The sequence below is a fragment of the Streptomyces sp. NPDC101165 genome (assembly GCF_044768135.1).
Lineage (GTDB): Bacteria > Actinomycetota > Actinomycetes > Streptomycetales > Streptomycetaceae > Streptomyces.
Genome location: NZ_JBIWPG010000002.1, coordinates 1 through 22,674 on the forward strand (window position 1 = coordinate 1; position 22,674 = coordinate 22,674).

A 22,674-nucleotide genomic window follows, 5' to 3' on the forward strand; every position below is an offset into this window, starting at 1 on the left:
GCGGCCCGGGAAAGAGAACACGAGCCGTCAATCAGCCCACTACACTCACCCAAACCACCCCTGAACAGGGAAAACGTCAAAGCGCTGCTGGAGTAATAGAACCCGAGCGACACATCGCCCCCGGAACTCAGCTTCTCGACAGCCAAGTTGACCGATACGGCAAGTTCGATGAAGCCACGCTCCCATTCGGAGGCAAACCGGGGCGCGTACTCGGCCACGCGCGCTGCGATCCAGGAGGCCGCGTCCTTCGCCTCATCCCACGTGTCACGAACCAGGGAACGCGGTTTGACGAGCCAGTAAGCCGTCTCCAGCGGAGGGAGGTCCACGGTCGTGAACGCCGCCGCCACCTCGCGATAGCGCTGGGTCAGCTCGGGCTTGCTTCCGGCCGGAGGCGCCACGGGATGCGGAGGCCGCCGGAGGGCCTCCTGGTCAAAACGCTCTTTCGCCCCGACCCATAGATAGCCGTGGTAGTGCACCAGTCGTTCCTGTCGGGCGTCGAAGGTCGAGGGAGGGCCGGTCCCGGTTCCATGCGGGAGCCGGGACCGGCCAGGGGGGATCAGACAGGCAGCCCGAACCTCGCCGGATCGATGCCGGCTGCGTCCAGCTCCTCGGTGGTGAACCGCATCGGCTCCACATCCGGCCGCTTGCTGTTCCCCAGCGCCCAGGCGTCGTTGCCGATCCGGGCCAGGGTTACGCACCCCTCAGTGCAGGGACCTCCGCAGGCCTTCGCGAAGGAGGCCCCGCTGATGTCGAGCCCGTACAGCTTGGTTCCGTCCAGCATCACTGCACCTTCCTGCTCAGCTAACGCGGCCATGACTGACCGCCGCCGCCCTAGGTGGGCGGGAGTTCATCGGGGAGGAGGCGGGATCCTCAGGCCTCGGCGCAGGGGGGCAGTCGGGACCGGCCTAACTCGACCAGCGGGATGATCGATCGCGGTGCGCACAGGTCGCCCTCGTAGCGAGGCGGAACTACCCAGTACGTGCCGGGTGGTTGTTGCTGGTCGAGTCGTGGCACTCCGAGGTAGGTGCCGTGCCCGAGACATGTCGCGATGTCGTCGTATGCCCAGACCAGACCAGCGTGCCCTTGGATCAGGGCGTAGTAAGTCCCGCCCGTGACACGGTGGTCGTAAATGATGGAACCGCCCAGCAACTCGCCGAGAGAGGCCGCGACCTTGTCCCGGTCGCATGAAGCCACAGCGGCATGAACCACGTCGGCTGGCATACGCACTGCGGCAAACCGATCGCCGAGAGGCAGGAGTGCGACGCCTTGGATTGCCCACTCGGCCCTTGCCCGCTCGGGCGCTGGATGGGCCCGGGCGAGCCACGCTGCAATGGCCCTGTCCAACGCCTCCTGTGTATCCACGCCTGACTCCTGTCCTGGGTTCCATCAGGTACGGCACACAGCGTTCTGGAAGCAGTAGACATATTCGAGGACTTGGAAGGGTCGCTGGAGGGACTCCAGGAGGGCCTTGGGTGCCCCTTCTGAGGTAAAGGCTGCTCAACAAGGGACTCTGTGTGGGACTGTTGGAGGAGTCAGCAGCAGGAGGTGTCCCAAGTGCCCAGGCCCACAGGCAACGTCCGACTCAAAGCTGCTCGCGTAGCCGCCGGGTTCAACTCGCAGCAAGATCTGGCCGATGCCCTCACTCGGCACGCCAAGGACATGGGCATTCGAGGGTTGTCGATCGGGGTACGGCAGGTCCGGCGCTGGGAGTCGGATACTCCTCCCTGGCCGCAGCCGGACTGCCAGCGCATGCTGGTTCACCTGCTAGGTCAGAGCATGGAGGCGCTTGGCTTCGCACCCCCGTGGAGTTCTGGCGGATCGCAGCAGACTGGTCACTCGCGGCGGCCCCTGATCGCCGGTGACGCTGCGACACAGGGGCTGGTGACGCTGCCTCGTCGACCCGGTGCAGCGTCACAACCCTCCACGGCCGGAGCCGACTTCCAGGCAGTCACTCGTTCTCATCGTCGGCTTTACTGGTCGGTCACGCCAACCCAGTTGCACCCAGCTGTTGTTGCTCACGCAACTCTGGGCTGTGCCTTGCTGCCGGAGACGACGGATTCGACTCGTCGCACGGTGGCCGCAGCCCTGGCCGAGACGCACCTCCTGGCAGGACGGATCGAGTTCTTCGATCTCCGTGAACCGAGCAGGGCCAACGGCACACTCCTACTTGCCCTGCAGGCCGCTGGGGAAGCCGACGACTCGTTGCTCGGCTCGGCGATCCTCGCCCACATGGCCTTCGTCCCGGGCTGGGTAGCGGATCGTGACGGAGCCCTGGAGCGCATGACAGCGGCCCGTACATACGCCCGTCGTGCTCCTGCCTCCGCCGAGTTCCTTGCCTGGCTCGACGCGGTGGAGGCTGAATGCGAAACCCGGTGCGGGAACACCCGTACAGCACTGAACCTGATCGGTCACGCCGAGGACGTACTGGCAGCCGGTAATGACCACTCGTCGCGGGATTGGATGGACTGGTTCTCCCCGGCCCGTCTGGCAGCCTTCAAGGGCAACACTCAGATGATCGCGGGGCACCTTCCGCAGGCCCGCGAGAGCCTCCTCCACGCCCTGGCCTCGATGACGCCGGCCGAGGACAAACAGCGCTCAGTGATCTACGGCGATCTGGCAGCCGTGGAGGCAGCATCGGGAAATCCCGAGCAGGCGTGCGGGTACGCGGAGCAGGCCCTCGATCAGCTGGCGATCACCTGGTACGCCACCGGCATGGACCGAGTACGCGAGGTTCGCCGCGCGCTCAGTCCTCACCAGCATGCGCGCTGTGTCCGTGACCTCGACGACCGTCTGTACGACTGGACGACAACGCTCAGTGCCCTGGGCCGTTGAACTTGCTGATCAGCTTCGGCAGTTCCAGGAGGCTCTCGACACGGAAGGTTGGCAACTCCCTGGCCTCATCGGTGTTCCACTGGATCGTGGCCCAGGGCCCGCGACGCACAAGTGCGGTCCGCATGCCGGCCTCCCGCGCGGGTCGGATGTCGTTGTCGCACCGATCCCCGACGTAGAGGATCTCGTCTACGTCGAACGGCACGGTCTCGGCGACCCTCTTGAAGAACCCGAGGTCGGGCTTGCTGGCCCCCCAGTCGTCCGACGTACCGATCAGATCGACGTCGTGTGAGAACAACTCTCGCAAGATCTTCCCGGCCCGCACGGTCTGGTTCCCAGCGATACCGAGCCATAGCCTGTCGGCTCGCAGCGCGGACAGGGCTGGGCGGACGTCCGAGTACAGGTCCTCGTCCCCGAACGTCTCCGGCTGCTTCGCGTCGGCTCGCTTCTCCCGCTCCGCATACAGGTCGAACCCGGGCCGAAACTCCTGGAAGACCTCCCGGTAGTCCCGCCCCTGCGCGATCACGGCCCCGAACATTGCATGGAACGTGTGCCGTGGCACCCCCAACCAGTCGGCCCAGGTCCCGTACTCCCGGGTCTCGTCCACGAGGCACTCACCTACGTCGAAGACGACTGCGCGAATCATGGGGGCAGGGTACCGACGTGGGATAAGTCCTCTGCCGCCGAGAGCTAGATAGACGTGCAGCATCCGCGATCAGCCAACTTCGCGCGTCAGGTGTGACATGAGTGATCAACCTGGGTCACCATGGGGCGATGGGAGAGCGAGTCATCGGTCACATAGACGGCGTAGTCCCTGGTGCGGTCTTCCCGCGCCGGACGGATGTGAAGCGAGCCAACCTGCACAGCGACACCATGCGGGGCATCTCGCGGCTGAAAGACACCGACGGCAGTTACGTTGCGGACGCGATCGTCTTGAACGGCGGCTACGAGGACGACGAAGACGACTGGATATCGATCAAGTACACCGGCGCCTCTCCGGACAAAGATAAGAGCAAGGACGGTAAGAGGCTACTGCGAAGCCAGTCTTGGGAGTACCGGGATAACGCTGCGCTCAAGCTCAGCTTCGAGCGAGAGTATCCCATTCGGATCCTCCGTGGGCCTGAGGGGGACTCGCGCTATTCATTGCCCGGAAACTATAGGTATGACGGTCTGTATCAGATCACCGCGTCTCGCACGGCCTTCTCCAAGTCGCCAGCCCCCGACGGCTCTCGCATAGAACGTGCTGGTGAGGCAGGAGGAGCTCCTCAAGGAGGGGTCGGAACAGACTTCCGTCGACCCGGGCAATCTTGAGCATCTGGACAGTGAACGGTTCCCCGCGACACGCACAACCAGCATTCAGAGGATTGTGCGCGATGCCGCTGCGGCGCAGCGTATCAAAGAACTGTACGAGCATGAGTGTCAAATATGCGAGATGCGGTTGATGGGGCCAGATGGAAAGCCTTACAGTGAAGGTGCTCACATAAGGCCGTTGGGTAATCCCCATAATGGGCCGGATGTTGAGAGGAACATCCTCTGTCTCTGCCCTAACTGTCACGTGCGCCTCGATATCGGTGCCATCGTCATCGGTGACGATTGGTCGATCATCGTGCGTGCTGGAATGTTCGGCGAAAACATACGGCCGACGCTCAAGAGGCACAAGAAGCACAGGGTGTACGAGGAGTACGTGCGCTATCACAGGGACTGGTGGCAGGAAGAGAGGGGCCCCAGCCAGGTGTGAGGCCGGGGCCTGCCCATGTGTAGGCCTGATTTCGGGGGCGAGGTCCCTACTCGGCCCCGTGGCACCCTCCGTAGACCTGCGTCGACCCACACCAACAAACCGCCCCCCGCTGCGGCGGCCAAACCACAGCCCTCCCCCGCGCAGCCAAAGTCGTCGCATACTGCGGCAGCAACGCCACATCCCCCGGCGACGCCCCCTCCGACGCCGCGAACGCCTCGTACGACGGCACGGTCCCCGTCACGATGCCAAGGTTCGGGGTGCCCGAGGACGACAGTTCGCGGAGCGAGGACTCTATGGTCGTGAGGTGCTCGGGGTGGGAGGGGTACTCGTCGGTCAGGTCCGGGTACGCCGAGAGCAGTTCGCCCAGCTCGTCGGCCGGCCAGTGCAGGACCGCCACGGGGAAGGGGCGGGACAGGGCCTCCCGGTATGCGCCCAGCTCCGCCCGCAGTCGGGAGATCTCGGCCTCAAGTTCCGCGGGGTTGTCCGAGCCCAGGGACCACACGCGCTTCGGGTCGTGGAGTTCGTCCAGGGAGACCGGGGACGAGTGGAGGGTGTCCGCCAGGGTGTCCCAGTCGTCGTGGGCCAGGCCCAGCATCCTGCGTACGCGGTGGCGGCCGAAGAGAATCGGGTGGGTCGAGTAGGGGGGCTCCGAGTCGTCCGTCAGGAGCAGGCTCGCCGCCTCCGTGAAGGTCTCCGCCGCCGCCTGCAGCTCGTCGTGCGACTCCAGGGACTCGGCCACGATCACCCAGGGGGCCGGGTCGCGGGGCGCCGATGCCCGGATTCCGTCGATGATCGCCCTCGCCTCCGCCTCGTGGTCGTACTCCCAGAGGTTCGACGCCTTCAGGGCCCGCACCAGGTGGGGGTTCTCCAGCGAAGCAGGCTCGGACAGCAGACGGTCGTAGAGCGTCGTCGCGGCTGGGCGATCGCCGGAGAGTTCGAGGTGGGCCGCGGCGCGTAGCAGCAGGGCCTCGGCGTCCTCGGGGTACAGGCCGGAGGTCCGCTCCAGGCGTGCCGCCTCGGCGGTGTGGTCGACATTCTCGGCAGACGTGTCGGGGCGCATGGGTGACACCGTACTGCCGGGCGGTGACAAACGTGAGGCGCAAAGGGGAGGGAAAGAGGTGAGAAAGGGGAGGTGGGAAGTGGGTCCGGGCGCGCGGGAGATGGCGTGAGGGGCGATATGGGCCGCTATCGTCGACGCTGACATCGACAAGCGGAGTCGGCATGGAGAACACAGGCGCCCTGGTCGCCGAGGAGCAGGCGGCGGTCGGCGCCGTGGCGGACGGTGCGGGAGACCGCGAGAGGCGGGAGGAGCGGGGCCGGTACTGGCCGCTTCTGCTGATCGGATCAGCCGTCGTGCCCGGCACGGCCGTCGTTCTCCTCGGGCGCTGGGGGGACGCCCCTGCCGTGCAGGCCTGGCGGACCGTGTGCCTGGCCGTCACCGTGCAGGCCCTGCCCTTCCTGTTGCTCGGCACGGCCCTGTCCGGCGCGATCAACGCGTTCGTACCGGAGCGGGTGTTCACCCGGATGCTGCCGCGGCGGCCGGTGCTCGCCGTACCGGTCGCCGGTGTCGCCGGGGCCGTCCTGCCCGGGTGTGAGTGCGCTTCGGTGCCGGTCGCCAGCAGTCTGATCGGGCGTGGGGTCGCACCCGCCGCCGCCTTCGCCTTCCTGCTGTCCGCTCCGGCCATCAACCCGGTCGTGCTCACCGCCACCGCCATCGCGTTCCCCGGGAACCCCGCCATGGTGCTGGCCCGCCTGCTCGCCTCGCTCGCCGCCGCCGTCGTCATGGGGTGGCTCTGGCTCCGGTTCGGGCGGGAGGAGTGGCTGCGGCCCTCCGTACGGCACACCGGGCACCAGGAGGGGCACAGCCGGTGGAACGAGTTCCGGCTCGGGTTCCAGCACGACTTCCTGCACGCCGGCGGGTTTCTCGTCCTCGGGGCCATGGCGGCTGCCACCTTCAATGTCGCCGTTCCCCGCTCCGTCCTCGACACCTTCGCCGGGGCGCCCTGGCTGTCCGTGCTCTTCCTGGCGGGTCTGGCTGTGCTGCTCGCCGTGTGTTCCGAGGCGGATGCCTTTCTGGCCGCCTCGCTGACCGGGTTCCCGCCGGTCGCGCGGCTGGCGTTCATGGTGGTGGGGCCCATGGTCGACCTGAAGCTCATCGCCCTGCAGGCGGGCACCTTCGGGCGGGCCTTCGCCGTACGGTTCTCCGCCGCCACCGTCGTCGTGGCCGTCGCGTGCAGCTCGGTGATCGGCGGGGTGCTGCTGTGAAGCGATTCCTCCAGCCCCTCCTGCTCGTGCTCTGCGGGCTCGGACTGCTGCACGTCTCCCTCTTCACCGACCTGTACCTGAGGTACGTCAAGGAGGGGATGCAGCCTCTGCTGATCGCCTCCGGGGCGGTGCTGCTCCTGCTGGGCCTGGCCGGCGCCGTGCTCGACAAGCAGAAGGAAGAGGAGGAGGGAGAAGAGGGGCACGGTGGGCACGGGCACGATCACTCCGGCCTGCCCCGTGTCGCCTGGCTGCTCCTGCTCCCGGCGCTCAACCTGCTCTTCTACGCGCCTCCCGCCCTCGGCGCCTACACCGCCTCCCGGCAGCCTCCCAAGGTCATCGCCGAGGAGAGCGACTTCGATCCGCTCCCCGCCACCTCGCCCGTCCCCATGACCCTCTCCGACTTCACCAGCCGGGTACAGCAGGACCGGGACGACCAGGACGTCAAGGGGCGCAGCATCCTGATGACCGGGTTCGTCACACCCGGAGAGCCGGGCGGGAGCTGGGACCTGACCCGGGTCATCCTCAACTGCTGCGCCGCGGACGCCCAGTCCGTGAAGGTGCGGATCTACGGCGGTCCCGAGCTGCCCGCCAACACCTGGGTGACGGTCACCGGGACCTGGCACCCGGGTGGAAAGCTGGGTACCAGGTCCGCGCCGGTCGCGCTCGACGTCCGTACGGTCAAGAAGGTGCCCCGCCCGTGGAACGCGTACCAGGACTCGCTCCCTCCCGGGGCCCTGAGCCTCGGGGCTACACGGTGACCCCGTCGACCTGCAGTGTCTGCACCGACCTCGCCGCGAAGGGCACGGCCACGGTTCTGCCGGACAGGTTCGTGTCCGAGTGGGAGGTGTAGAGGTCCCCGCCGCCCGTCGTCACCGTGTTCCAGCGGGGGACCAGGCCGCCCGTCCCGCCCGTCACCGTGGTGAAGCGAGACAGGTCGAAGGTGAGTGTCTGGGCCGAGGACGAGGTGTTCGCCGCCACGATCACCAGGCGTTTCGCCGACTTGTCCAGCGCCGCCACCGCGTAGCTCACGCCCGTGTCCAGGATCGTCATCCCCGGGCGGATGTGGCGGCTGAACTGGGCCATCACGTAGTACTTGGTCTGGACGGCCCCGGGCTGCAGCGTGCTCGCGTCGTACGCGATCATCGCCCAGCCCGCGCTCGGGTCCATCACCTGCCAGTAGACCCAGGCCGTGGGGTGCAGCCAGCGGAAGTCGTAGAGGAGGTTGCCGGCCAGGGTCATCCCCGTGCCGTCGCTGTCTCCCGTTTCCGAGTTCCACAGGGCCTTGCCCGCCGTCCTCACCACGTCCGTGTACAGCAGGTCCCTGCGGCCGCCCGAGCCCTGGTAGCCGTGGACGTTGACCCGGTTCACGTAGCCCTTCGTCGTGGCGGAGAAGGAGTTCCAGGTGGTGCGGGCCAGGTCGTAGCTCGTCTCGTCCGATGCCGAGATCTTCGTGGCGGTCAGGCCGCGCTTGTCCAACTCGGTTCTCAGGTACGGGAGTACGGCCGACTGGAGCGTCGCGTCCATGTGGCAGCCCTCCTGGGTGCCCGTCGCCGTCCACCAGGACGACGACGGCTCGTTGAAGGCCTCCACCGTCGCGAAGTTCACGCCCCAGTTCTGCTTCGCGTAGAGGGCCACCGCCGCGAGGTGTGAGGCGTGCTGGCGGTAGTTCCAGGACTGGAGGTTGTTGCCGCCGCCGGAGGCACCGGAGGGGTTGTGGTTGAGGCACATCCACCACATCGGGGAGTTGGCGAACAGCTCGGTCGTGGCGCCTCGCGCCGTCGCCTTCACCAGCATCGCGCGCTGCGTCGCGTCCGCAGTCCACTTCCAGGCCGAGGACGTGGGGTCCTCGTTGTTCCAGTCCTGCCAGTAGCCCTCGATCTGCTTGAAGGACGGGATGTTGGGGGAGGCCGCCATCGACTCGCCGCCGACGCTGTTCGTGCTGCACGCGCCCAGGTTGTAGCGGGCGATGTTGAGGCCCAGGCCGGGGAGCGCCGTGCCGTTGTACGTCGTCGTCCTGGTGGTGAAGAAGAGGTCCGCGAAGTCGTCCCGGGCGCCGAAGACGTTCGCCCACCAGGCGAGCGAGGTGCCCCAGCCCTCCCAAGTGCCGTAGGTCGTCGACGGGTTGACGGCGATCGTGGCGTCGGCGCGGGCCGTGCCCGTGGCCAGGGCGCTGCCCAGGAGGCCGCCGCCCGTGGCGGCCAGCAGCGTTCTGCGTCGGATCATGGCTTCTTCTCTGCCTCTCCGTGCGGCTCGAACACCGGTTCCCGGACCGGCGTCGACTCGTCCCCCCGCATGCCAACACGAAGCATCGGGTGTGGCGTTGGAGGTTGTCGAGGGTTGTGACAGCCCTTTCTAAAACCCGTTGAGGAAGCCGATGTCAGCGGCCGGAGGCCTTACGGCTCTGGTGAGTTCACCCGACTCGCCCTATCGTGCGGGCGGCTCCTGGGAGGTGGGTGTGCGGATGCGTGTCGTGCAGCACCGTGATCGGCGCAGGCGGGCCAGGTGGCGGCGGGGGCTGTGGGGTGGCGGCGAGGTGCTCGTCACCGTCGGGGCCGTGCTCATGCTGCTTGTCGTACACCAGTTGTGGTGGACCAACAGGGAGGCGCGGCAGGGGGCCGAGCGGAAGGTCGCCGCCCTGGAGAAGGAGTGGGGGAGCGGCAGCTCCGCTTCGGGTGGCGCGCCCTTTGCATCGGCGTCGGCGCCGGCGGCCACGAAGGCTCCCGGCCGTGCGCGGCAGCGGCCGTACACCCCCGTCCTCGTCTCCGGCACGCCCCGTCGCTCCCAGGCGTACGCCGTCCTCACCATCCCCCGGCTGCATCTCCGTGTCCCCGTCGCCGAAGGGGTGAGCAAACCGGACGTCCTCAACAAGGGGTATGTCGGCCACTACCCGGGCACCCAACAGCCCGGCCAGGCAGGGAACTTCGCGCTCGCCGGGCACCGGAACACCCACGGCGAGCCCTTCCGGTACCTGCCGAGGCTCCGGCCCGAGGACACCCTGCAGGTGGAGACGGGGTCGGCCACGTACACGTACGCCGTCGACAAGATCCTTCCGCAGACGTCCTCCCGGGACTCCGGGGTCGTACGCCCCGTGCCGCGGTCGCTCGTCCGGCCCTCCTACGGGTACGACCAGCCGGGCTACTACATCACCCTGACCACCTGCACCCCCGAGTTCACCTCGCGCTACCGGCTGGTGGTCTGGGGGAAGCTGGTGTCGATGCGGCCCAGGGGGTAGGCCGCAGTCCCGGGGTCCGACCCAGGGGGTAGGCCGGGCTCAAGGGCCTTCTCTCACGCCCGCTCACGCAGCACCGACACGGCCACGGCGCCGAGCGCTGCCAGACCCGCCGACACCACCATCGCCACGTCCGCGCCCCGCGCCAGGCCACCGCCCGACGACGTGACGAGGGCGATGGTCAGGGCCACGCCCGCGCAGGAGCCGATGTAGCGGAACGTCTGCTGGGCGCCGGAGCCCATGGCCGCCCGGCCGGCTGGTACCGACTCCACCGCCAGGAGGGGCAGGGCTGCGTTCAGGAGGCCGCTGCCCACGCCGCCGAGCACCAGTCCGGGCAGCAGCCGCGTCCAGGAGCCAGCGCCGATCGCGCCCAGCATCGCCAGCGCGCCGACCGCGTGGAGCAGGAAGCCGGCCGCGAGCTGCCGGCGCGGTGCCACCCGCCCCGCCAGCCGCTTCGCCTGCAGCGCGACGGTGAAGGAGACGCCGGACCAGAGCAGGAACAGCCACGCCGTGTCCATCGCGGACATGCCGAGGGCCTGCTGCAACAGGGCCGGCAGGAAGCTGAACAGGCCGATCACGGTCAGCCCGGTGAACAGGCCGCCGGCGGAGGAGGCCAGGAAGCGGGGATGGCGCAGCAGGCCCAGGTCGATCATCGGGGTCTTCGCCACGCGGGTCTCCACCAGTGCGAACAGCCCGAGCAGCACCACGGCCGCCGCCAGCAGCAGGCCGACCGGAGCCCGCAGCCATCCGTCCCGGCCCAGCGTCAGCGCGGCCACCAGGGCCACCAGCGCCAGCCCGAAGGTGAGGGCGCCGAGCACGTCGGGACGCCCGCCCCTCGGCGCCCGGGACTCGGACAGCCGGCCGAGTGCCAGACCGGCCACGACCAGCGTGGCCGCGCCGAGGACGACGTAGGTCAGCCGCCAGTTCGGTATCGCGCCCGAGACCAGCGGGCCGACCGCTATGCCACCGCTCACGAAGGCACCCCACACACCGGTCGCGTGCAGCCGGCCGCGTGGGCTCGGGAAGGCCGTCACGATCAGGCCCAGGCTGCTGGCCAGGATCGCCGCGCTCGCCGCGCCCTGGGCGACCCGGGTCAGGGTGAAGGCCCAGGTGGAGGTGGTCAGTCCGCTCAGTGCGGTGGTGAGGCCGAGGGCCAGGGTGCCGGCGAGGAAGACACGGCGGCGGCCGTAGTCGTCGGCCAGGCTGCCGGCCACCAGGAGCAGGGCTGCGAGGCCCAGCGGGGTGCCGTTGAGGAGCCAGGCCTGGGCGGAGAGGGGGGTGTGCAGTGCGGCCGCGGTGTCCGGGAGGGAGACCGCCGGCGCCGTGTACGTCATCAGGGCCACGCCGGTCGCGGCGCTGGTCAGAGCCAGGGTCGCCCGGGGGCGGTGCGGGGGTGCCGAGGGGTGGGTGTCCGGTCGCGCGGCCGTACGCCGCGCGGTGAGAGTTCTTTCATTGAACCTAGGCATGGATGTACCGTAACACCGTAGGTTCAGTCATTGAACCAAGATGTCGGAAAGTGGCTAAGGTGGACGCCATGGCACTGGGCAAGGACTATGCGACGCAGGAATGCTCGATCGCCCGCGCGCTCGAGGTCGTCGGCGAGCGGTGGACGCTCCTCGTCGTCCGCGACGCGATCTACGGCGTCCGGCGCTACAACGACTTCCTCGTCCACCTCGGCATCCCGCGCGCGGTCCTCTCGGCCCGGCTCAAGACGCTCACCGAGGAGGGGATCCTCGACAAGCGCCGGTACCAGGATTCGCCACCGCGCGACGAGTACGTCGTCACCGAGCGCGGTATCGCGCTGTGGCCGGCACTGCGGGCCCTCGCGCTCTGGGGCCGCGAGAACTTCCAGGCGAGCCGGCTGCGGTCCTTCCGGCACGCGGAGTGCGGCACCGAACTCGGGCCGTACGGCGAATGTCCCGCCTGCGGAACCGTCGTGCCCGTCGCGGACGTTGTACTGATGCCGGGCCCGGGACTCGATCCCGACCCGGCGGATCCGGTCAGCAGGGCGCTGCTCAAGCCGAAGAGGCTCCTGGAGCCCCTGGAGATCGATCCTGTATAACCGGAAGCGAGCAGAAACAGCAGGTCAGCGAAGGGGGAGGAAGTGGATCGCAGTCGTGTCGTCGGCGCGCGTCCCGTCGCCCTGCTGCTCGTTCTGGTGAATCTGCTCCTGCTCCAGGCCGCACTCCTCGACACGGGCAGCCTCTCCACCACCGTCGCGCTCGCCGCGACCGCCGCCGCCGGTTCCGCGCTCGCCGCGAGCTCGCTCGTCGCCGCCCGCTGCGCACCCGCCGTCCCGCCCACCCGGGTCCGTACGGCGATACGCGACCGTGCCCGGCGTACGGCCTTCCTGCCCCAGCGCGACCCCGACGCCTCGGGACGCCGCCGGCCCCGGGCACCCGGACACGCCCTCGCGACGATCTGCGCGTAGGGCACGGCCGAACCCGGTCACACACCTGGTTCCCGCCGGACTCGGTCACGGCTGGTCCCCGGCGGACTCGGTGACATCCGGTTTCCGACGGTGAGGGCCCACCTGGCCCAGCCAGCCGACTCCGGTCAACCCCGGCCAGGCCGAACCCGGTCACACCCGGTCCCGGCCGACCCCGGTCACCCCTGCCCCCGCGCGGGTCGTCATGCCGCCCTGCCATCTCCGGTCACCCCGGCACGACGACACACCCCTGCACGGAGGGTCCCGCCATGTCCGCGTTCATGTCCGTTTTCGCCCGCCTGGTCGAGCAGCTCGCCGACCTGCTCCAGCCGCTCTTCCACGCCTCCGCGGCCGCCGCCGCGATCGTCCTGTTCACCGCGCTCGTACGACTGCTCGTGCATCCCCTGTCCCGGGCCGCCGCCCGCGGCCAGCGCGCCCGGGCCGAGCTCCAGCCGAGAATCGCCGAGCTGCGCAAGGAGCATGCCAAGGACCCCGAGCGGCTGCAGAAGGCGGTGCTGGAACTGCACGCCGAGGAGAAGGTGTCGCCGCTCTCCGGCTGCCTGCCCAGCCTGCTCCAGCTGCCCGCCTTCTTCCTCCTCTACCACCTCTTCTCCAACACCTCGATCGGCGGCGAGGCCAACACGCTGCTGACCCACTCGCTGTTCGCCGCGCCGCTCGGCGGACGCTGGGCCGACGCCCTCTCGGGCGGTGGGGTCTTCGGGGCGGCCGGACTCGTCTACCTCGCGCTGTTCGCCCTCGTCGCGGCCGTCGCGGCCTTCAACTACCGGCGCACCAAGCTGATGATGGCCAAGAACCCGGGCACGGTCACCGCCGGTGGGGGAGAGCAGGTGCCGGGGCTCGGCGCGGTCAACAAGGTCATGCCGTTCATGTCCTTCTTCACGCTCGTCACCGTGGCGGTGATGCCGCTCGCGGCCGCGCTGTACGTCGTCACCAGCACGACGTGGAGCGCGGTGGAGCGGGCCGCGCTCTACCGCTGAGCCGCCTCCTGGGGGGCTCTGGTTACGGTCCAGTCCGTGAACAGGGTCTTGCAGACTGGACAGCCGGATTGGAGGATCGACCAGTCCTCCGATGGCTGCACCCATTGGCGGGCGCCCGCGATCGAGGGAGATTGTGACCATGAAGCTGCTGCGAGTCGGTACGGCAGGGGCTGAGCGCCCCGCGCTGCTCGACGCCGGGGGGACCCTGCGGGATCTGTCGGGGATCGTGGACGACATCGACGGGGCGCTGCTCACGGACGCCGGCGCGCTCGGCCGGGTACGGGCTGCGGCCGAGGCCGGTGAGCTGCCCGCGCTGGACGCGGAGGGCCTCAGGATCGGGCCCCCGCTCGGCCGGATCGGCAAGGTCGTGTGCATCGGGCTCAACTACCACGACCACGCCCGCGAGACGGGGGCCGAGCCGCCTGCCGAGCCCGTGATCTTCTTCAAGGCCGCGGACACGGTCGTCGGGCCGAACGACACCGTGCTCGTGCCGCGCCGGTCCACCAAGACCGACTGGGAGGTGGAGCTGGCCGTGGTCGTCGGACGTACGGCCCGCTACCTGGAGTCGGCCGAGGAGGCGCTCGCGCACGTCGCCGGGTACGCGGTGGCGCACGACGTGTCCGAGCGGGAGTTCCAGATCGAGCGGGGCGGGACCTGGGACAAGGGGAAGAACTGCGAGACGTTCAACCCGCTGGGGCCGTGGCTGGTGACCGCCGACGAGATCGCCGACCCGCAGGCCCTGCCGCTCAGGCTGTGGGTCAACGGGGAGCTGAAGCAGGACGGGAGCACCGCCGACCAGATCTTCCCGGTGGGCGAAGTCGTCCGCTACGTCAGCCAGTTCATGACCCTGTACCCCGGCGACGTCATCAACACCGGTACGCCGGCGGGTGTCGCGCTAGGTCAGCCCGAGCCGAAGCCGTTCCTGCGGGCCGGGGACGTGGTGGAGCTGGAGATCGAGGGGCTCGGGCGTCAGCGGCAGGAGTTCAAGGACGCCTGAGGCGCTGGGGCGTCGTGCTTGCCAAGCGGCACTTCCGCGGGCAAGCATGGCGCCGTTGCCGGCAGTGCCGAAGGGTGGGGGATGGCCGCGACGGGAGCTGATGAGACCTCGACGACCGGTCGGAGAGGAGTCAGGCCGTTCCGGTGGGCGGCGGCTGTGCTGGTGGCACTGGCTGCGGGCGCGGCCATTGTTCTGTTCTTCACCACCGACGTGTGCGACCAGCAGATGGCTTCGAACGGGAACGTCGTCACGGTCTGTCGACACCCGCAGATGACGGATCCTCCGATGGTCGTCCTCGGCCTCGTGATCCTGGTGTTTCTCGGCGTCTTCTTCTCCGAGATCTCCGGATTCGGCATCACCCTGAAGCGCCAGGTGGAGGAAGCTCGGAGTACGGCGCAGGAGGCCATCCGCGAGACGCGGGAGGTCGAGGCGAGGCATCAGGAGACCGCGGACGATCTGGCCGACGGGGTGAGGGAGGCGCTCAGCAGAGCACAGCCGGGCGGCCGGGCCGCCGTGCCGGCGTCGGCCGACCCTGTCGCCCGGCTGGCGGCACGGTACAACGAGATCCGGTGGACCATGTCGAGTGGGCAGGCCAGGACACAGGCGATGTCCGACGTGGTGGACGAGATGGTCGGACTGCTGCGAGGCGCCCGGGACTTCGACGTCGAGAGCCATCTCCGGAGCAGCGACCGGGGGTTGCGGCTGGCCGCCGCCGCGTACTTGTACGCCAATCCGGACCCGGCGTGGGGACGCGCACTCGCCCAGGCGGCGGTGTCCGAGGACAAACCGTTCAACGAGTACTGGGCGCTCAAGGCACTGCGCGAGGTTTTCAGGGGGCACTGCGAGTTCCTGGACGAGGAGACGAGGGACCTGCTTCAGCGCCGCATGAATCAGTTGCTCCCGGGTAACGACCGCGCCGGGCAGATCAGGAAGCTGCTGCGCGACTGCCCGGCGCGGCGCGGCGGTCAAGCCGTGGCCTGAGCCGCGCCGCTCAGTCCAGTACGGACGCCAGCCTGCGCCATGCCTCGCGCGGCAGCGCGTCGCGCGTACCCCCGTCGACCACCTGGATCGCCACATGGTCCGCGCCCGCGTCGTGGAACGCGTTGATCCGCTCCCGGATCCGGTTCTCGTCACCCCACGCGTAGAGCGCGTCGACCAGGCGGTCGCTGCCGCCGGCGGTCAGGTCGTCCTCGGTGAAGCCGATGCGCAGGAAGCTGTTGGTGTAGTTGGGGAGCGCGAGGTACAGGCCGAGGTGGTCGCGGGCCAGGGCGCGGGCACGGGCCGGGTCGGTCTCCCAGACCACCCCGAACTCGGGGGCCAGCAACGGCTCTTCGCCCAGGATCTCGCGGGCCCGGGCGGTGTGCTCGGGGGTGACGAGGTAGGGGATCGCGCCCGCCGCCCGGTCCCGGGACAGCTCCAGGGTCTTCGGGCCGAGGGCCGCCAGGACCCGGTGCCCGGCCGGGACGCCGGCTGCGTCCAGCGCGTCCAGGTAGGCGACCAGCGCCGAGTACGGGCGGCGGTACTGGTCCGCGAGCTTGGCGTGGCTCACGCCGAGGCCGAGCAGGAAACGGCCCGGGTGGGCCGACTCCACCTCGGCGACGGCGGCCGCGCTCGCCTTGGCCTCGTACTGCCAGATGCTCTGGATGCTCGTGCCGACGACCAGCCGGGACGTCGCCTCCAGGAGCGGGGCGGCATGCCGGGCGGCGCTGCTGCCGCCCAGCCAGGCGGCGCCGTACCCGAGTTGTTCCAGCTCCGCCGCGGCCTCGGCGATGTCGCCGCGCCGGGCCGGGTCCTCCGAGCGGAGCCCCACGCTCCAGACGCCGTACCGGCCGATCGCCTCCTTGAAGGAGCGCGCGCTGCTCGTCGACTCGCTCATCGGGTCCGTTCCCTCCGGGTGGGTGTCGTGCCGTGATCGTCGTGCACGTCGGTGCCAACCGGAGGGAGCCGCGCGGTAATCCCCCGCACGGGCTATTCGCCCAGGAACTGCTCCAGCGCCTCCACCACGAAGCGGTGGTCCTGCAGTTGGGGCAGGCCGGACACGGTCACCGTGCCGATGACGCCCGCGTTCTCGACGTGGATCGGGAACGAGCCGCCGTGGGCCGCGTAGACGTCCGGGTCCAGACGGGAGGAGTCCTCGAACGTCGTGCCCTTGGCGCGAAAGCGCGCGCCGACCAGGTAGGAGGAGGCGCCGTAGCGCTCCACGACCCGGCGCTTGCGGTCGATCCAGGCGTCGTTGTCGGGCGTGGAACCGGGCAGGGCCGCGTGGAAGAGCTGCTGGCCGGCACGGTGGATGTCGATGGCCACCGGCGCCTGGCGCTCCCTGGCCAGCTCGACCAGGAGGGAGCCGAGGGCCCAGGCGTCGTCGTGGGTGAACCGGCGGAAGACCAGGCGGCGTTCCTGAGCCTCCAGCTCCTCCACGCTCGGGGTGATCTCGGGGGCGAACTTCGGGGTGATCTTCGGGTGGTGCATCAGAGGGTCACCGTCACCTTGTCGCGGGCGGAGCGCCGGGCAGCTTCCAGTACGTCGAGGGTGGCGGCCGCCTCCAGGGCGGTCACCGGGTTGGGCCCGGCGCCGGTCAGGGCCGCAGCCACGGCGGCGTAGTAGGCCGGGTAGTCGCCGGGGACGGTCGGGACGGGGCGGCCGCCGCCGGTCAGCGGGGACTCGCCGGAGCCGATGCGGCCCCACAGGGACTCGGGTTCGGCGCCCCAGGCGGGGCCCGGCCGCAGGCCTTCCCTGAGCGCCGCCTCCTGCGGGTCCAGGCCGTACTTCACGAAGCCCGCCTGCGAGCCGAGGACCCGGAAGCGCGGGCCGAGCTGGGCCGTGGTGGCGGAGACGTAGAGGTGGGAGCGGACGCCGCTCCCGTGGGTCAGCGCGATGAAGGTGTCGTCGTCCGTCTCGGCGCCGGGGCGGCGGACGTCCGTCTCGGCGTACACCTCGGTGACCGGACCGAAGAGGACCAGGGCCTGGTCGACGACATGGCTGCCGAGGTCGTAGAGCAGACCTCCGATCTCTGCCGGGTCGCCGGACTCGCGCCAGCCGCCCTTCGGCTGCGGGCGCCAGCGCTCGAAGCGGGACTCGAAGCGCCAGGCGTCGCCGAGTTCGCCCTTCTCCAGCAGTCCGCGCAGGGTCAGGAAGTCGCTGTCCCAGCGGCGGTTCTGGAAGACCGAGAGCAGCAGGCCGCGCTCCTCGGCGAGGGCGGCCAGCTCGCGCGCCTCGGCCGCCGTACCCGCCACCGGCTTGTCCACGACCACCGGCAGGCCCGCCTCGAGGGCGGTGGTGGCGAGCGGGACGTGCGTCCTGTTCGGGGAGGCGACGACGATCAGGTCCAGCTCGTCGGCGCGGTCGAACAGCTCGTCGGGGGTGTTGACGACGCGGACGCCGGGGAACTCGGCCTGGGCCTGCTGCTGCCGCTCGGGGTACGAGGTGACCACCGTGTCCAGGGCGAGGCCCTCGGTGGCGCCGATCAGCGGGGCGTGGAAGACGGAGCCTGCGAGGCCGTAGCCGACCAGGCCGACGCGGAGGGGGGTACCAGTCATGCGTCCCACTTTCGCAACGCTGTTGCCAAAGTGCAAGCGGCGGGGAGAATGGTGGCGTGGACAGGACGAAGAACGGCGGGCCGGTGGGAGCGAACCTGCTCGCGGTGCGCAGTCACAACACCGCGCTGGTGCTGGATCTGCTGCGCGCGGCGGGGGCGGAGGGCATCAGCCGTCTGGAGCTGGCCGAGCGGACCGGGCTGACCCCGCAGGCCGTCAGCAAGATCACCGCACGGCTGCGCGAGGAGGGCCTCGCGGCGGAGGCCGGGCGCCGGGCGTCCACCGGGGGCAAGCCGCGCACCGTGCTGCGGCTGGTGCCGGAGGCCGGACACGCGGTCGGGGTGCATCTGGACCGGGACGAGCTGCGGGCCGTGCTGGTGGATCTCGACGGGGCGGTGGTCGGGGAGCGGCGCGAGGGCGTGGACCTGGGGGCCGGGGCGGAGGCCGTGCTGGGAGTGCTCGCCGGCGCGGTGACCGGGCTGGTCGGGGAGGTTCTGGGCGGCGCCGACGGAGGACTTCCCGCCGTCGGGTCGCTGCTCGGTGTGGGGGTCGCTCTCCCCGGGCCGCTCGATCACGCGCGCGGGGTGCTGCACCGGGTCACCGGGTTCCCGGAGGAGTGGGACGGGTTCCCGCTGCGGGACGCGCTGGCCGGACGGCTGGGGGTGCCGGTCGTGGTGGACAAGGACACCAACGCGGCGGCGCTCGGGCTCTCCGTGGGGGGCGAGGGCGGGTCCTTCGCCTATCTGCACCTCGGTACGGGCCTGGGCGCCGGCCTGGTGATCGGTGGCGGCGTGCATCGAGGTGCGCGGACCGGAGCCGGGGAGTTCGGGCACCAGGTGCTGCAGCTGGACGGGCCGCTGTGCGAGTGCGGGAACCGGGGCTGCGTGGAGGTCCTCTGCCTGGGGGCCGTGGCGCGGGGCGAGACGGCGGAGGCCGCGCGGGTGCTGGGGGTCGGGGCCGGGAATCTGGTGGGGCTGCTGGACATCGACCTGGTGCTGCTCGGAGGGCGGACGATCTCCGGAGCGCCGGAGCCGTTCGTCCGCGGGGTCGCCGAGATGCTCGACGCGCGGGCCCGGCGGGAGGGTGTGCCCGGCGGACCGGTCCCCGTGCGGGTCGCCCCGCGAGGGGAGCGGGTCGTCGCGGAGGGCGCCGCACAGCTGCTGCTGGCGCCGATGTTCGGGCGGGCGGACGGCTGACTCGGGCGGTCCGCTGATCCGGGCGGGCGGCCGGCTGCGGGGTGCACCGTCCGGACCACTCGCCGTCCCCTTCAGGTGATTGCCGGACGACACGCGAGCGGAGCACGCGTCGCACGGGTACGGCGTCTGCGCACCGAGATGTCCCGGACTCGTGAGGAGAACAGCGTGTACGCAGCCGTCAGACGGTACGAAGGGGTGACCGATACGGCCGAGGCGGGCCGCCGGGTGAACGAGGGCTTCGTGCCGCTCATCCGTGACATTCCCGGTCTCCTGGCCTACTACTGGGTCGACGCCGGCAACGGGGTCATGATCTCGACCAGTGTCTTCGAGAACGAGGCGGGAGCCGACGAATCGATCAGGAAGGCGGCGGTCTTCGTGCGCGACCACCTCGCGTCGCTGCTCCCCAACCCTCCCCAGGTCATGTCCGGCCAGGTCGTGGCTTCCCTCTAGCCCGTCGGCCGATCGAGCGGACTTGCCCCCGCCCCCGGAGTGGCACGCCCCGCCTGCGCTCCCCACCCGGAATGGTCATGTGTTCATGCGACCGTGCACGTCCCTGCCCCTCTGCCTCGCCGCAGCCGCCGTTCTCGTGCCCGTGTCGTCGGCTGCCGCGCACGCGGACGCGTCCTCTTCCTGTGCGGAACCCGGCGGCCGTGCCTTTCCGGTGACCACCCGGATCCACGACGGGCCCGCCTCCTACGAGGCGGGCGGAGGCTTCGGCACCTGGGCCATCGACCTCACCAACACCACCAGCCGCACGTGCACCGAGGTTCACCCCGTCGTCGTCCTCGTCGACGACAAACGGACCCTGAAGCCGTCCCAGCCCAAGCTCGACTTCTACGACGGCTCCCGCGCCCGGCCCGTCACCTTCGAGAGCACCGACGAGCAGGAGCTGGTCGGCGTGCTGGACGGTGCGGGGTTCGACGGGTTCACCGTGGCGCCCGGCGCGACCGTCACCGTCAAGCTCAGGCTCTCGCTCACCTCCGACGCCGTACCCGACACCATCACCGTCAACGCGGCCGTCGTCCAGCGCCGGGGCGAGGACGGCGACTGGATCGGGGAGTCCAACGACTACCGCTTCGGCATCGGGGGCGAGCCGGAAGAGACTGCGGATCCGCAGAAGTCGCAGGGTCCGGGGGAGCCGGAGGCGACGGCGACCGCCCCGTCCGGCACTCCCCGGGCCACCCCGAGCAGTACCGGCGACCCTGACGAATTCGACGACCTCGACGACCCCTCCCTCCCCTTCGCCGCGGAGGCCGAGGAGGCCGGAGAGCGGGCCCGGGAGCTCGCCCGTACCGGGCTCGGGCTCGCGCACGGGCTGCTCGCGGCGGGCGCCGCCCTGCTCGCCGTCGGCGGAGGCGCGTTCCTCCTGGCCCGCCGACGCCGCTGAGGCGCGGGCCGCCGTCCGACCGACCCGCCCCCGTCTGCGACGATCCCTCCGTGGACTACCCGAACGACCAGGCCCCCGGCGCCCCCGTCCGCTCCGGCATCCCCGAGCACGGGCGCATCCCGAAGTACTACGCGGTCAAGGCGCGCATCGCCGGACTGCTGGAGGAGCTGGGGGAGGGCGGCCTCATCCCCACCGAGCGCGATCTCGCCGAGCGGTACGACGTCGCCCGCGAGACCGTACGGCAGGCCGTGCGGGAGCTGGTGCTGGAGGGGCGCCTCCAGCGGCGCGGCCGGGGAACCGTCGTCGCCGGGCCCAAGCTGGCCCAGCCGCTGTCCCTCGCCAGCTACACCGAGGGCGTGCGCCGGCAGGGCCGTACGCCCGGACGTACGCTCGTCACCCTCGACCGCTTCCCGTGCCCGGAGCCCCTGGCCGCCGAGACCGGGCTGACCCGGGGTGAACTCGTCTGGCACCTGGAGCGCGTCCTGCTCGCCGACGACGAGCGGGTCGGCCTGGAGAGCACCTACGTCGCCGTCGGCCGGGTCCCCGACCTCGACTCCCGCTTCGACCCCGACTCCTCGTTCTACGCCTATCTGAAGGACCAGGGCATCGAGTTCGGCGACGCCGACGAGCGCATCGAGACCGTGCTGGCCACCCCCCGCGAGGCCCTGCTCATCGGCACCCCGCCCGCCCTTCCGATGCTGCTGATCCACCGCGTGTCCCGGGACACGGAGGGGCGCCCGCTGGAGCGCGTGCGCACCCTGTACCGGGGTGACCGGTTCTCCTTCACCACGCACCTGAAGGGCTGAAAACCGCCCAAAATTACCCATCAGCCACCCCCCTATTGTCACGAGAAGATAACGGGTCTAGCCCAAACGTGATGGGTCGTTCACGCTCTCGTTGTCAGCCGGACCCTTCCGGTTCCCTGTGCGCGAGGAGCGTTGTCGTCGTGAGAGTGACAGTCGTCGGAGCAGGCGTGGTGGGCACCATGCACGCCTGGCAAGCGGTGGAGCGCGGCCACCAGGTCGTCCAGATCGAGCGTGAGGCGGAGGCGCGCGGCGCCTCGCTGCGCAACTTCGGACAGATCTGGGTCAGTGGGCGCGCCGGTGGAGAAGAGCTGGAGACGGCGCTGCGGGCGCGGGAGTTGTGGGAAGGGATCGGCGGGCGCGTGCCCGGGCTCGGCTTCCGGGCCAACGGGTCGCTCACCCCGGTGCGCGGCCCCCTCGAACTCGCCGTCGCCGAGGCCGCCGTGGCCCGCCCGGACGCCGCCGAACGCGGCTACAAGCTGCTGACCCCCGGCGAGGCGCGGGCCCTCAACCCCGCCCTGCGCGGCGAGTTCACCGCCGCCCTGCACTGCGAGCGCGACGCCGCCGTCGAACCGCGCACCGCCCAACTCGCGCTGCGCGCAGAGCTGCTGAAGTCCCCGAACTACACCTTCCTGCCGGGGCGCGAGGTGCGCGAGGTGGTCGGTGCCGGGGCCGTCCGGGACGACCACGGCGACGTGCACCACGCGGACGCCGTCGTGCTGTGCACCGGCGCCTGGCTCGGCGGACTGGTACGGGAACTGGCCGGGCCCGAGCTGCCCGTGCGCCGCGTCCGCCTCCAGATGATGCAGACCGACCCGCTCGGCGAGCCGCTCACCACCTCGGTCGCGGACGCCGACAGTTTCCGCTACTACCCGGCCTACGCCTCCCCGGCGCTCGACGCGCTCAACGCCGGCCGGCCGCAGCCGGCGACCGCCGCCGAGCACAGGATGCAGCTGCTCATGGTGCAGCGCGCCGACGGCGGCCTGACCATCGGCGACACCCACGAGTACGAGCACCCCTTCGCCTTCGACACGCTCGAGGACCCCTACGACCACCTCACCGAGGTCGTCGAGTCCCTCCTCGGCCGGCCGCTGCCGAAGATCCGGCGCCGCTGGGCCGGTGTGTACGCGCAGTGCACCGACACGAGCCGGGTCGTGCACCGGCAGCAGGTGAGCGACGGCGTGTGGCTGGTCACCGGGCCCGGCGGGCGCGGCATGACCTGCTCGCCGGCGATCGCCGAGACCACCGCGAACGAACTGGGCTGGTGAGAG

At 70.5% G+C, this 22,674-nt stretch carries 26 protein-coding genes; 16 read left to right on the top strand and 10 right to left on the bottom strand.

Annotation, left to right across the window (positions count from 1 at the left end; genetic code table 11):
• The 3 genes from ACIRVH_RS03530 to ACIRVH_RS03540 form a co-directional block, all read right to left on the bottom strand.
• On the bottom strand, positions 1 to 476 hold a 476-nt coding region (locus ACIRVH_RS03530; RefSeq protein WP_403947831.1), incomplete at its 3' end, for a hypothetical protein.
• An 80-nt stretch (positions 477 to 556) separates the two neighbouring features.
• On the bottom strand, positions 557 to 781 hold the full coding sequence (locus tag ACIRVH_RS03535; RefSeq protein WP_403947832.1) for a DUF397 domain-containing protein: 225 nt from the start codon (positions 779 to 781) through the stop codon (positions 557 to 559).
• Positions 782 to 870: 89 nt separating this feature from the next.
• Positions 871 to 1,362, bottom strand: coding sequence for a hypothetical protein (locus ACIRVH_RS03540; protein WP_403947833.1), 492 nt, complete (start codon positions 1,360 to 1,362; stop codon positions 871 to 873).
• A gap of 192 nt (positions 1,363 to 1,554) precedes the next feature.
• Between ACIRVH_RS03540 and ACIRVH_RS03545 the strand changes: the two genes are divergently transcribed.
• Positions 1,555 to 2,832, top strand: a complete 1,278-nt coding sequence (locus ACIRVH_RS03545; protein WP_403947835.1) for a transcriptional regulator — start codon at positions 1,555 to 1,557, stop codon at positions 2,830 to 2,832.
• Here ACIRVH_RS03545 and ACIRVH_RS03550 read toward each other — a convergent pair.
• Positions 2,813 to 3,475, bottom strand: a complete 663-nt coding sequence (locus tag ACIRVH_RS03550) for an HAD family hydrolase (protein WP_403947836.1) — start codon at positions 3,473 to 3,475, stop codon at positions 2,813 to 2,815. The genes ACIRVH_RS03545 and ACIRVH_RS03550 overlap by 20 nt on opposite strands.
• Before the next feature lie 128 nt (positions 3,476 to 3,603).
• On the opposite strand from ACIRVH_RS03550, the gene ACIRVH_RS03555 reads away from it, so the two are divergent.
• On the top strand, positions 3,604 to 4,140 hold the full coding sequence (locus tag ACIRVH_RS03555; RefSeq protein ID WP_403947838.1) for a YDG/SRA domain-containing protein: 537 nt from the start codon (positions 3,604 to 3,606) through the stop codon (positions 4,138 to 4,140).
• A complete protein-coding gene (locus ACIRVH_RS03560; RefSeq protein WP_403947839.1) occupies positions 4,076 to 4,567 on the top strand; it encodes an HNH endonuclease in 492 nt (163 codons plus the stop codon). The genes ACIRVH_RS03555 and ACIRVH_RS03560 overlap by 65 nt, the downstream gene beginning before the upstream one ends.
• A gap of 46 nt (positions 4,568 to 4,613) precedes the next feature.
• Here the strand turns inward: ACIRVH_RS03560 and ACIRVH_RS03565 are convergent, their stop codons facing one another.
• Positions 4,614 to 5,627, bottom strand: coding sequence for a hypothetical protein (locus ACIRVH_RS03565; protein WP_403947840.1), 1,014 nt, complete (start codon positions 5,625 to 5,627; stop codon positions 4,614 to 4,616).
• Positions 5,628 to 5,788: 161 nt separating this feature from the next.
• On the opposite strand from ACIRVH_RS03565, the gene ACIRVH_RS03570 reads away from it, so the two are divergent.
• Both ACIRVH_RS03570 and ACIRVH_RS03575 read left to right on the top strand, forming a co-directional pair.
• Entirely contained in the window at positions 5,789 to 6,832 is a 1,044-nt protein-coding gene (locus ACIRVH_RS03570) for a permease (RefSeq protein ID WP_403947841.1), read from the top strand.
• Positions 6,829 to 7,590 carry a TIGR03943 family putative permease subunit gene (locus ACIRVH_RS03575; protein WP_403947843.1) on the top strand — a complete coding sequence of 254 codons (762 nt, stop codon included), beginning with the start codon at positions 6,829 to 6,831 and terminating at the stop codon, positions 7,588 to 7,590. Before ACIRVH_RS03570 ends, ACIRVH_RS03575 begins: the two co-directional genes overlap by 4 nt.
• On the opposite strand, the gene ACIRVH_RS03580 is transcribed toward ACIRVH_RS03575, so the two are convergent.
• Entirely contained in the window at positions 7,580 to 9,055 is a 1,476-nt protein-coding gene (locus ACIRVH_RS03580) for a beta-1,6-galactanase (protein ID WP_403947845.1), read from the bottom strand. The genes ACIRVH_RS03575 and ACIRVH_RS03580 overlap by 11 nt on opposite strands.
• A 238-nt stretch (positions 9,056 to 9,293) precedes the next feature.
• Here ACIRVH_RS03580 and ACIRVH_RS03585 point away from each other — a divergent pair, with 238 nt between their 5' ends.
• Complete coding sequence (locus ACIRVH_RS03585; protein WP_403947847.1) at positions 9,294 to 10,064, top strand: class E sortase; 771 nt, start codon at positions 9,294 to 9,296, stop codon at positions 10,062 to 10,064.
• Positions 10,065 to 10,117: 53 nt separating this feature from the next.
• On the opposite strand, the gene ACIRVH_RS03590 is transcribed toward ACIRVH_RS03585, so the two are convergent.
• Positions 10,118 to 11,527, bottom strand: coding sequence for an MFS transporter (locus tag ACIRVH_RS03590; RefSeq protein ID WP_403947849.1), 1,410 nt, complete (start codon positions 11,525 to 11,527; stop codon positions 10,118 to 10,120).
• A 68-nt stretch (positions 11,528 to 11,595) separates the two neighbouring features.
• Here ACIRVH_RS03590 and ACIRVH_RS03595 point away from each other — a divergent pair, with 68 nt between their 5' ends.
• The 5 genes from ACIRVH_RS03595 (at position 11,596) to ACIRVH_RS03615 (ending at position 15,465) form a co-directional block, all read left to right on the top strand.
• The gene (locus ACIRVH_RS03595; protein ID WP_403947851.1) at positions 11,596 to 12,123 is read left to right on the top strand and encodes a winged helix-turn-helix transcriptional regulator; all 528 of its coding nucleotides are present in this window, start codon (positions 11,596 to 11,598) and stop codon (positions 12,121 to 12,123) included.
• 42 nt (positions 12,124 to 12,165) lie between these two features.
• Positions 12,166 to 12,492: a DUF6412 domain-containing protein gene (locus ACIRVH_RS03600; RefSeq protein ID WP_403947853.1), complete on the top strand. Its 327-nt coding sequence runs from the start codon at positions 12,166 to 12,168 to the stop codon at positions 12,490 to 12,492.
• Between the two features lie 278 nt (positions 12,493 to 12,770).
• On the top strand, positions 12,771 to 13,487 hold the full coding sequence (locus tag ACIRVH_RS03605) for a YidC/Oxa1 family membrane protein insertase (RefSeq protein ID WP_403948722.1): 717 nt from the start codon (positions 12,771 to 12,773) through the stop codon (positions 13,485 to 13,487).
• A 139-nt stretch (positions 13,488 to 13,626) separates the two neighbouring features.
• Complete coding sequence (locus ACIRVH_RS03610) at positions 13,627 to 14,484, top strand: fumarylacetoacetate hydrolase family protein (protein WP_403947855.1); 858 nt, start codon at positions 13,627 to 13,629, stop codon at positions 14,482 to 14,484.
• Between the two features lie 270 nt (positions 14,485 to 14,754).
• A complete protein-coding gene (locus tag ACIRVH_RS03615) occupies positions 14,755 to 15,465 on the top strand; it encodes a hypothetical protein (protein ID WP_403947856.1) in 711 nt (236 codons plus the stop codon).
• A 10-nt stretch (positions 15,466 to 15,475) separates the two neighbouring features.
• Here the strand turns inward: ACIRVH_RS03615 and ACIRVH_RS03620 are convergent, their stop codons facing one another.
• From ACIRVH_RS03620 to ACIRVH_RS03630, 3 genes are all read right to left on the bottom strand, one after another.
• The gene (locus tag ACIRVH_RS03620) at positions 15,476 to 16,360 is read right to left on the bottom strand and encodes an LLM class F420-dependent oxidoreductase (RefSeq protein ID WP_403947857.1); all 885 of its coding nucleotides are present in this window, start codon (positions 16,358 to 16,360) and stop codon (positions 15,476 to 15,478) included.
• A gap of 92 nt (positions 16,361 to 16,452) precedes the next feature.
• Positions 16,453 to 16,953, bottom strand: a complete 501-nt coding sequence (locus ACIRVH_RS03625) for a heme-degrading domain-containing protein (protein WP_403947859.1) — start codon at positions 16,951 to 16,953, stop codon at positions 16,453 to 16,455.
• On the bottom strand, positions 16,953 to 18,020 hold the full coding sequence (locus tag ACIRVH_RS03630) for a Gfo/Idh/MocA family oxidoreductase (protein ID WP_403947860.1): 1,068 nt from the start codon (positions 18,018 to 18,020) through the stop codon (positions 16,953 to 16,955). The genes ACIRVH_RS03625 and ACIRVH_RS03630 overlap by 1 nt, the downstream gene beginning before the upstream one ends.
• Positions 18,021 to 18,076: 56 nt before the next feature.
• Here ACIRVH_RS03630 and ACIRVH_RS03635 point away from each other — a divergent pair, with 56 nt between their 5' ends.
• The 5 genes from ACIRVH_RS03635 to ACIRVH_RS03655 all read left to right on the top strand — a co-directional run bounded on the left by ACIRVH_RS03635 (position 18,077) and on the right by ACIRVH_RS03655 (position 22,671).
• Entirely contained in the window at positions 18,077 to 19,213 is a 1,137-nt protein-coding gene (locus ACIRVH_RS03635; protein WP_403947862.1) for an ROK family protein, read from the top strand.
• A 165-nt stretch (positions 19,214 to 19,378) separates the two neighbouring features.
• Positions 19,379 to 19,663 (top strand): hypothetical protein, encoded by a 285-nt coding sequence (locus ACIRVH_RS03640; RefSeq protein ID WP_403947864.1) that lies wholly within the window; start codon positions 19,379 to 19,381, stop codon positions 19,661 to 19,663.
• Positions 19,664 to 19,742: 79 nt separating this feature from the next.
• Positions 19,743 to 20,600 (top strand): hypothetical protein, encoded by an 858-nt coding sequence (locus ACIRVH_RS03645; protein WP_403947866.1) that lies wholly within the window; start codon positions 19,743 to 19,745, stop codon positions 20,598 to 20,600.
• Positions 20,601 to 20,650: 50 nt separating this feature from the next.
• Positions 20,651 to 21,406: a GntR family transcriptional regulator gene (locus ACIRVH_RS03650; RefSeq protein WP_403947868.1), complete on the top strand. Its 756-nt coding sequence runs from the start codon at positions 20,651 to 20,653 to the stop codon at positions 21,404 to 21,406.
• Positions 21,407 to 21,546: 140 nt separating this feature from the next.
• Positions 21,547 to 22,671 carry a TIGR03364 family FAD-dependent oxidoreductase gene (locus ACIRVH_RS03655; protein WP_403947870.1) on the top strand — a complete coding sequence of 375 codons (1,125 nt, stop codon included), beginning with the start codon at positions 21,547 to 21,549 and terminating at the stop codon, positions 22,669 to 22,671.
• The last annotated feature ends 3 nt before the right edge of the window (positions 22,672 to 22,674 follow it).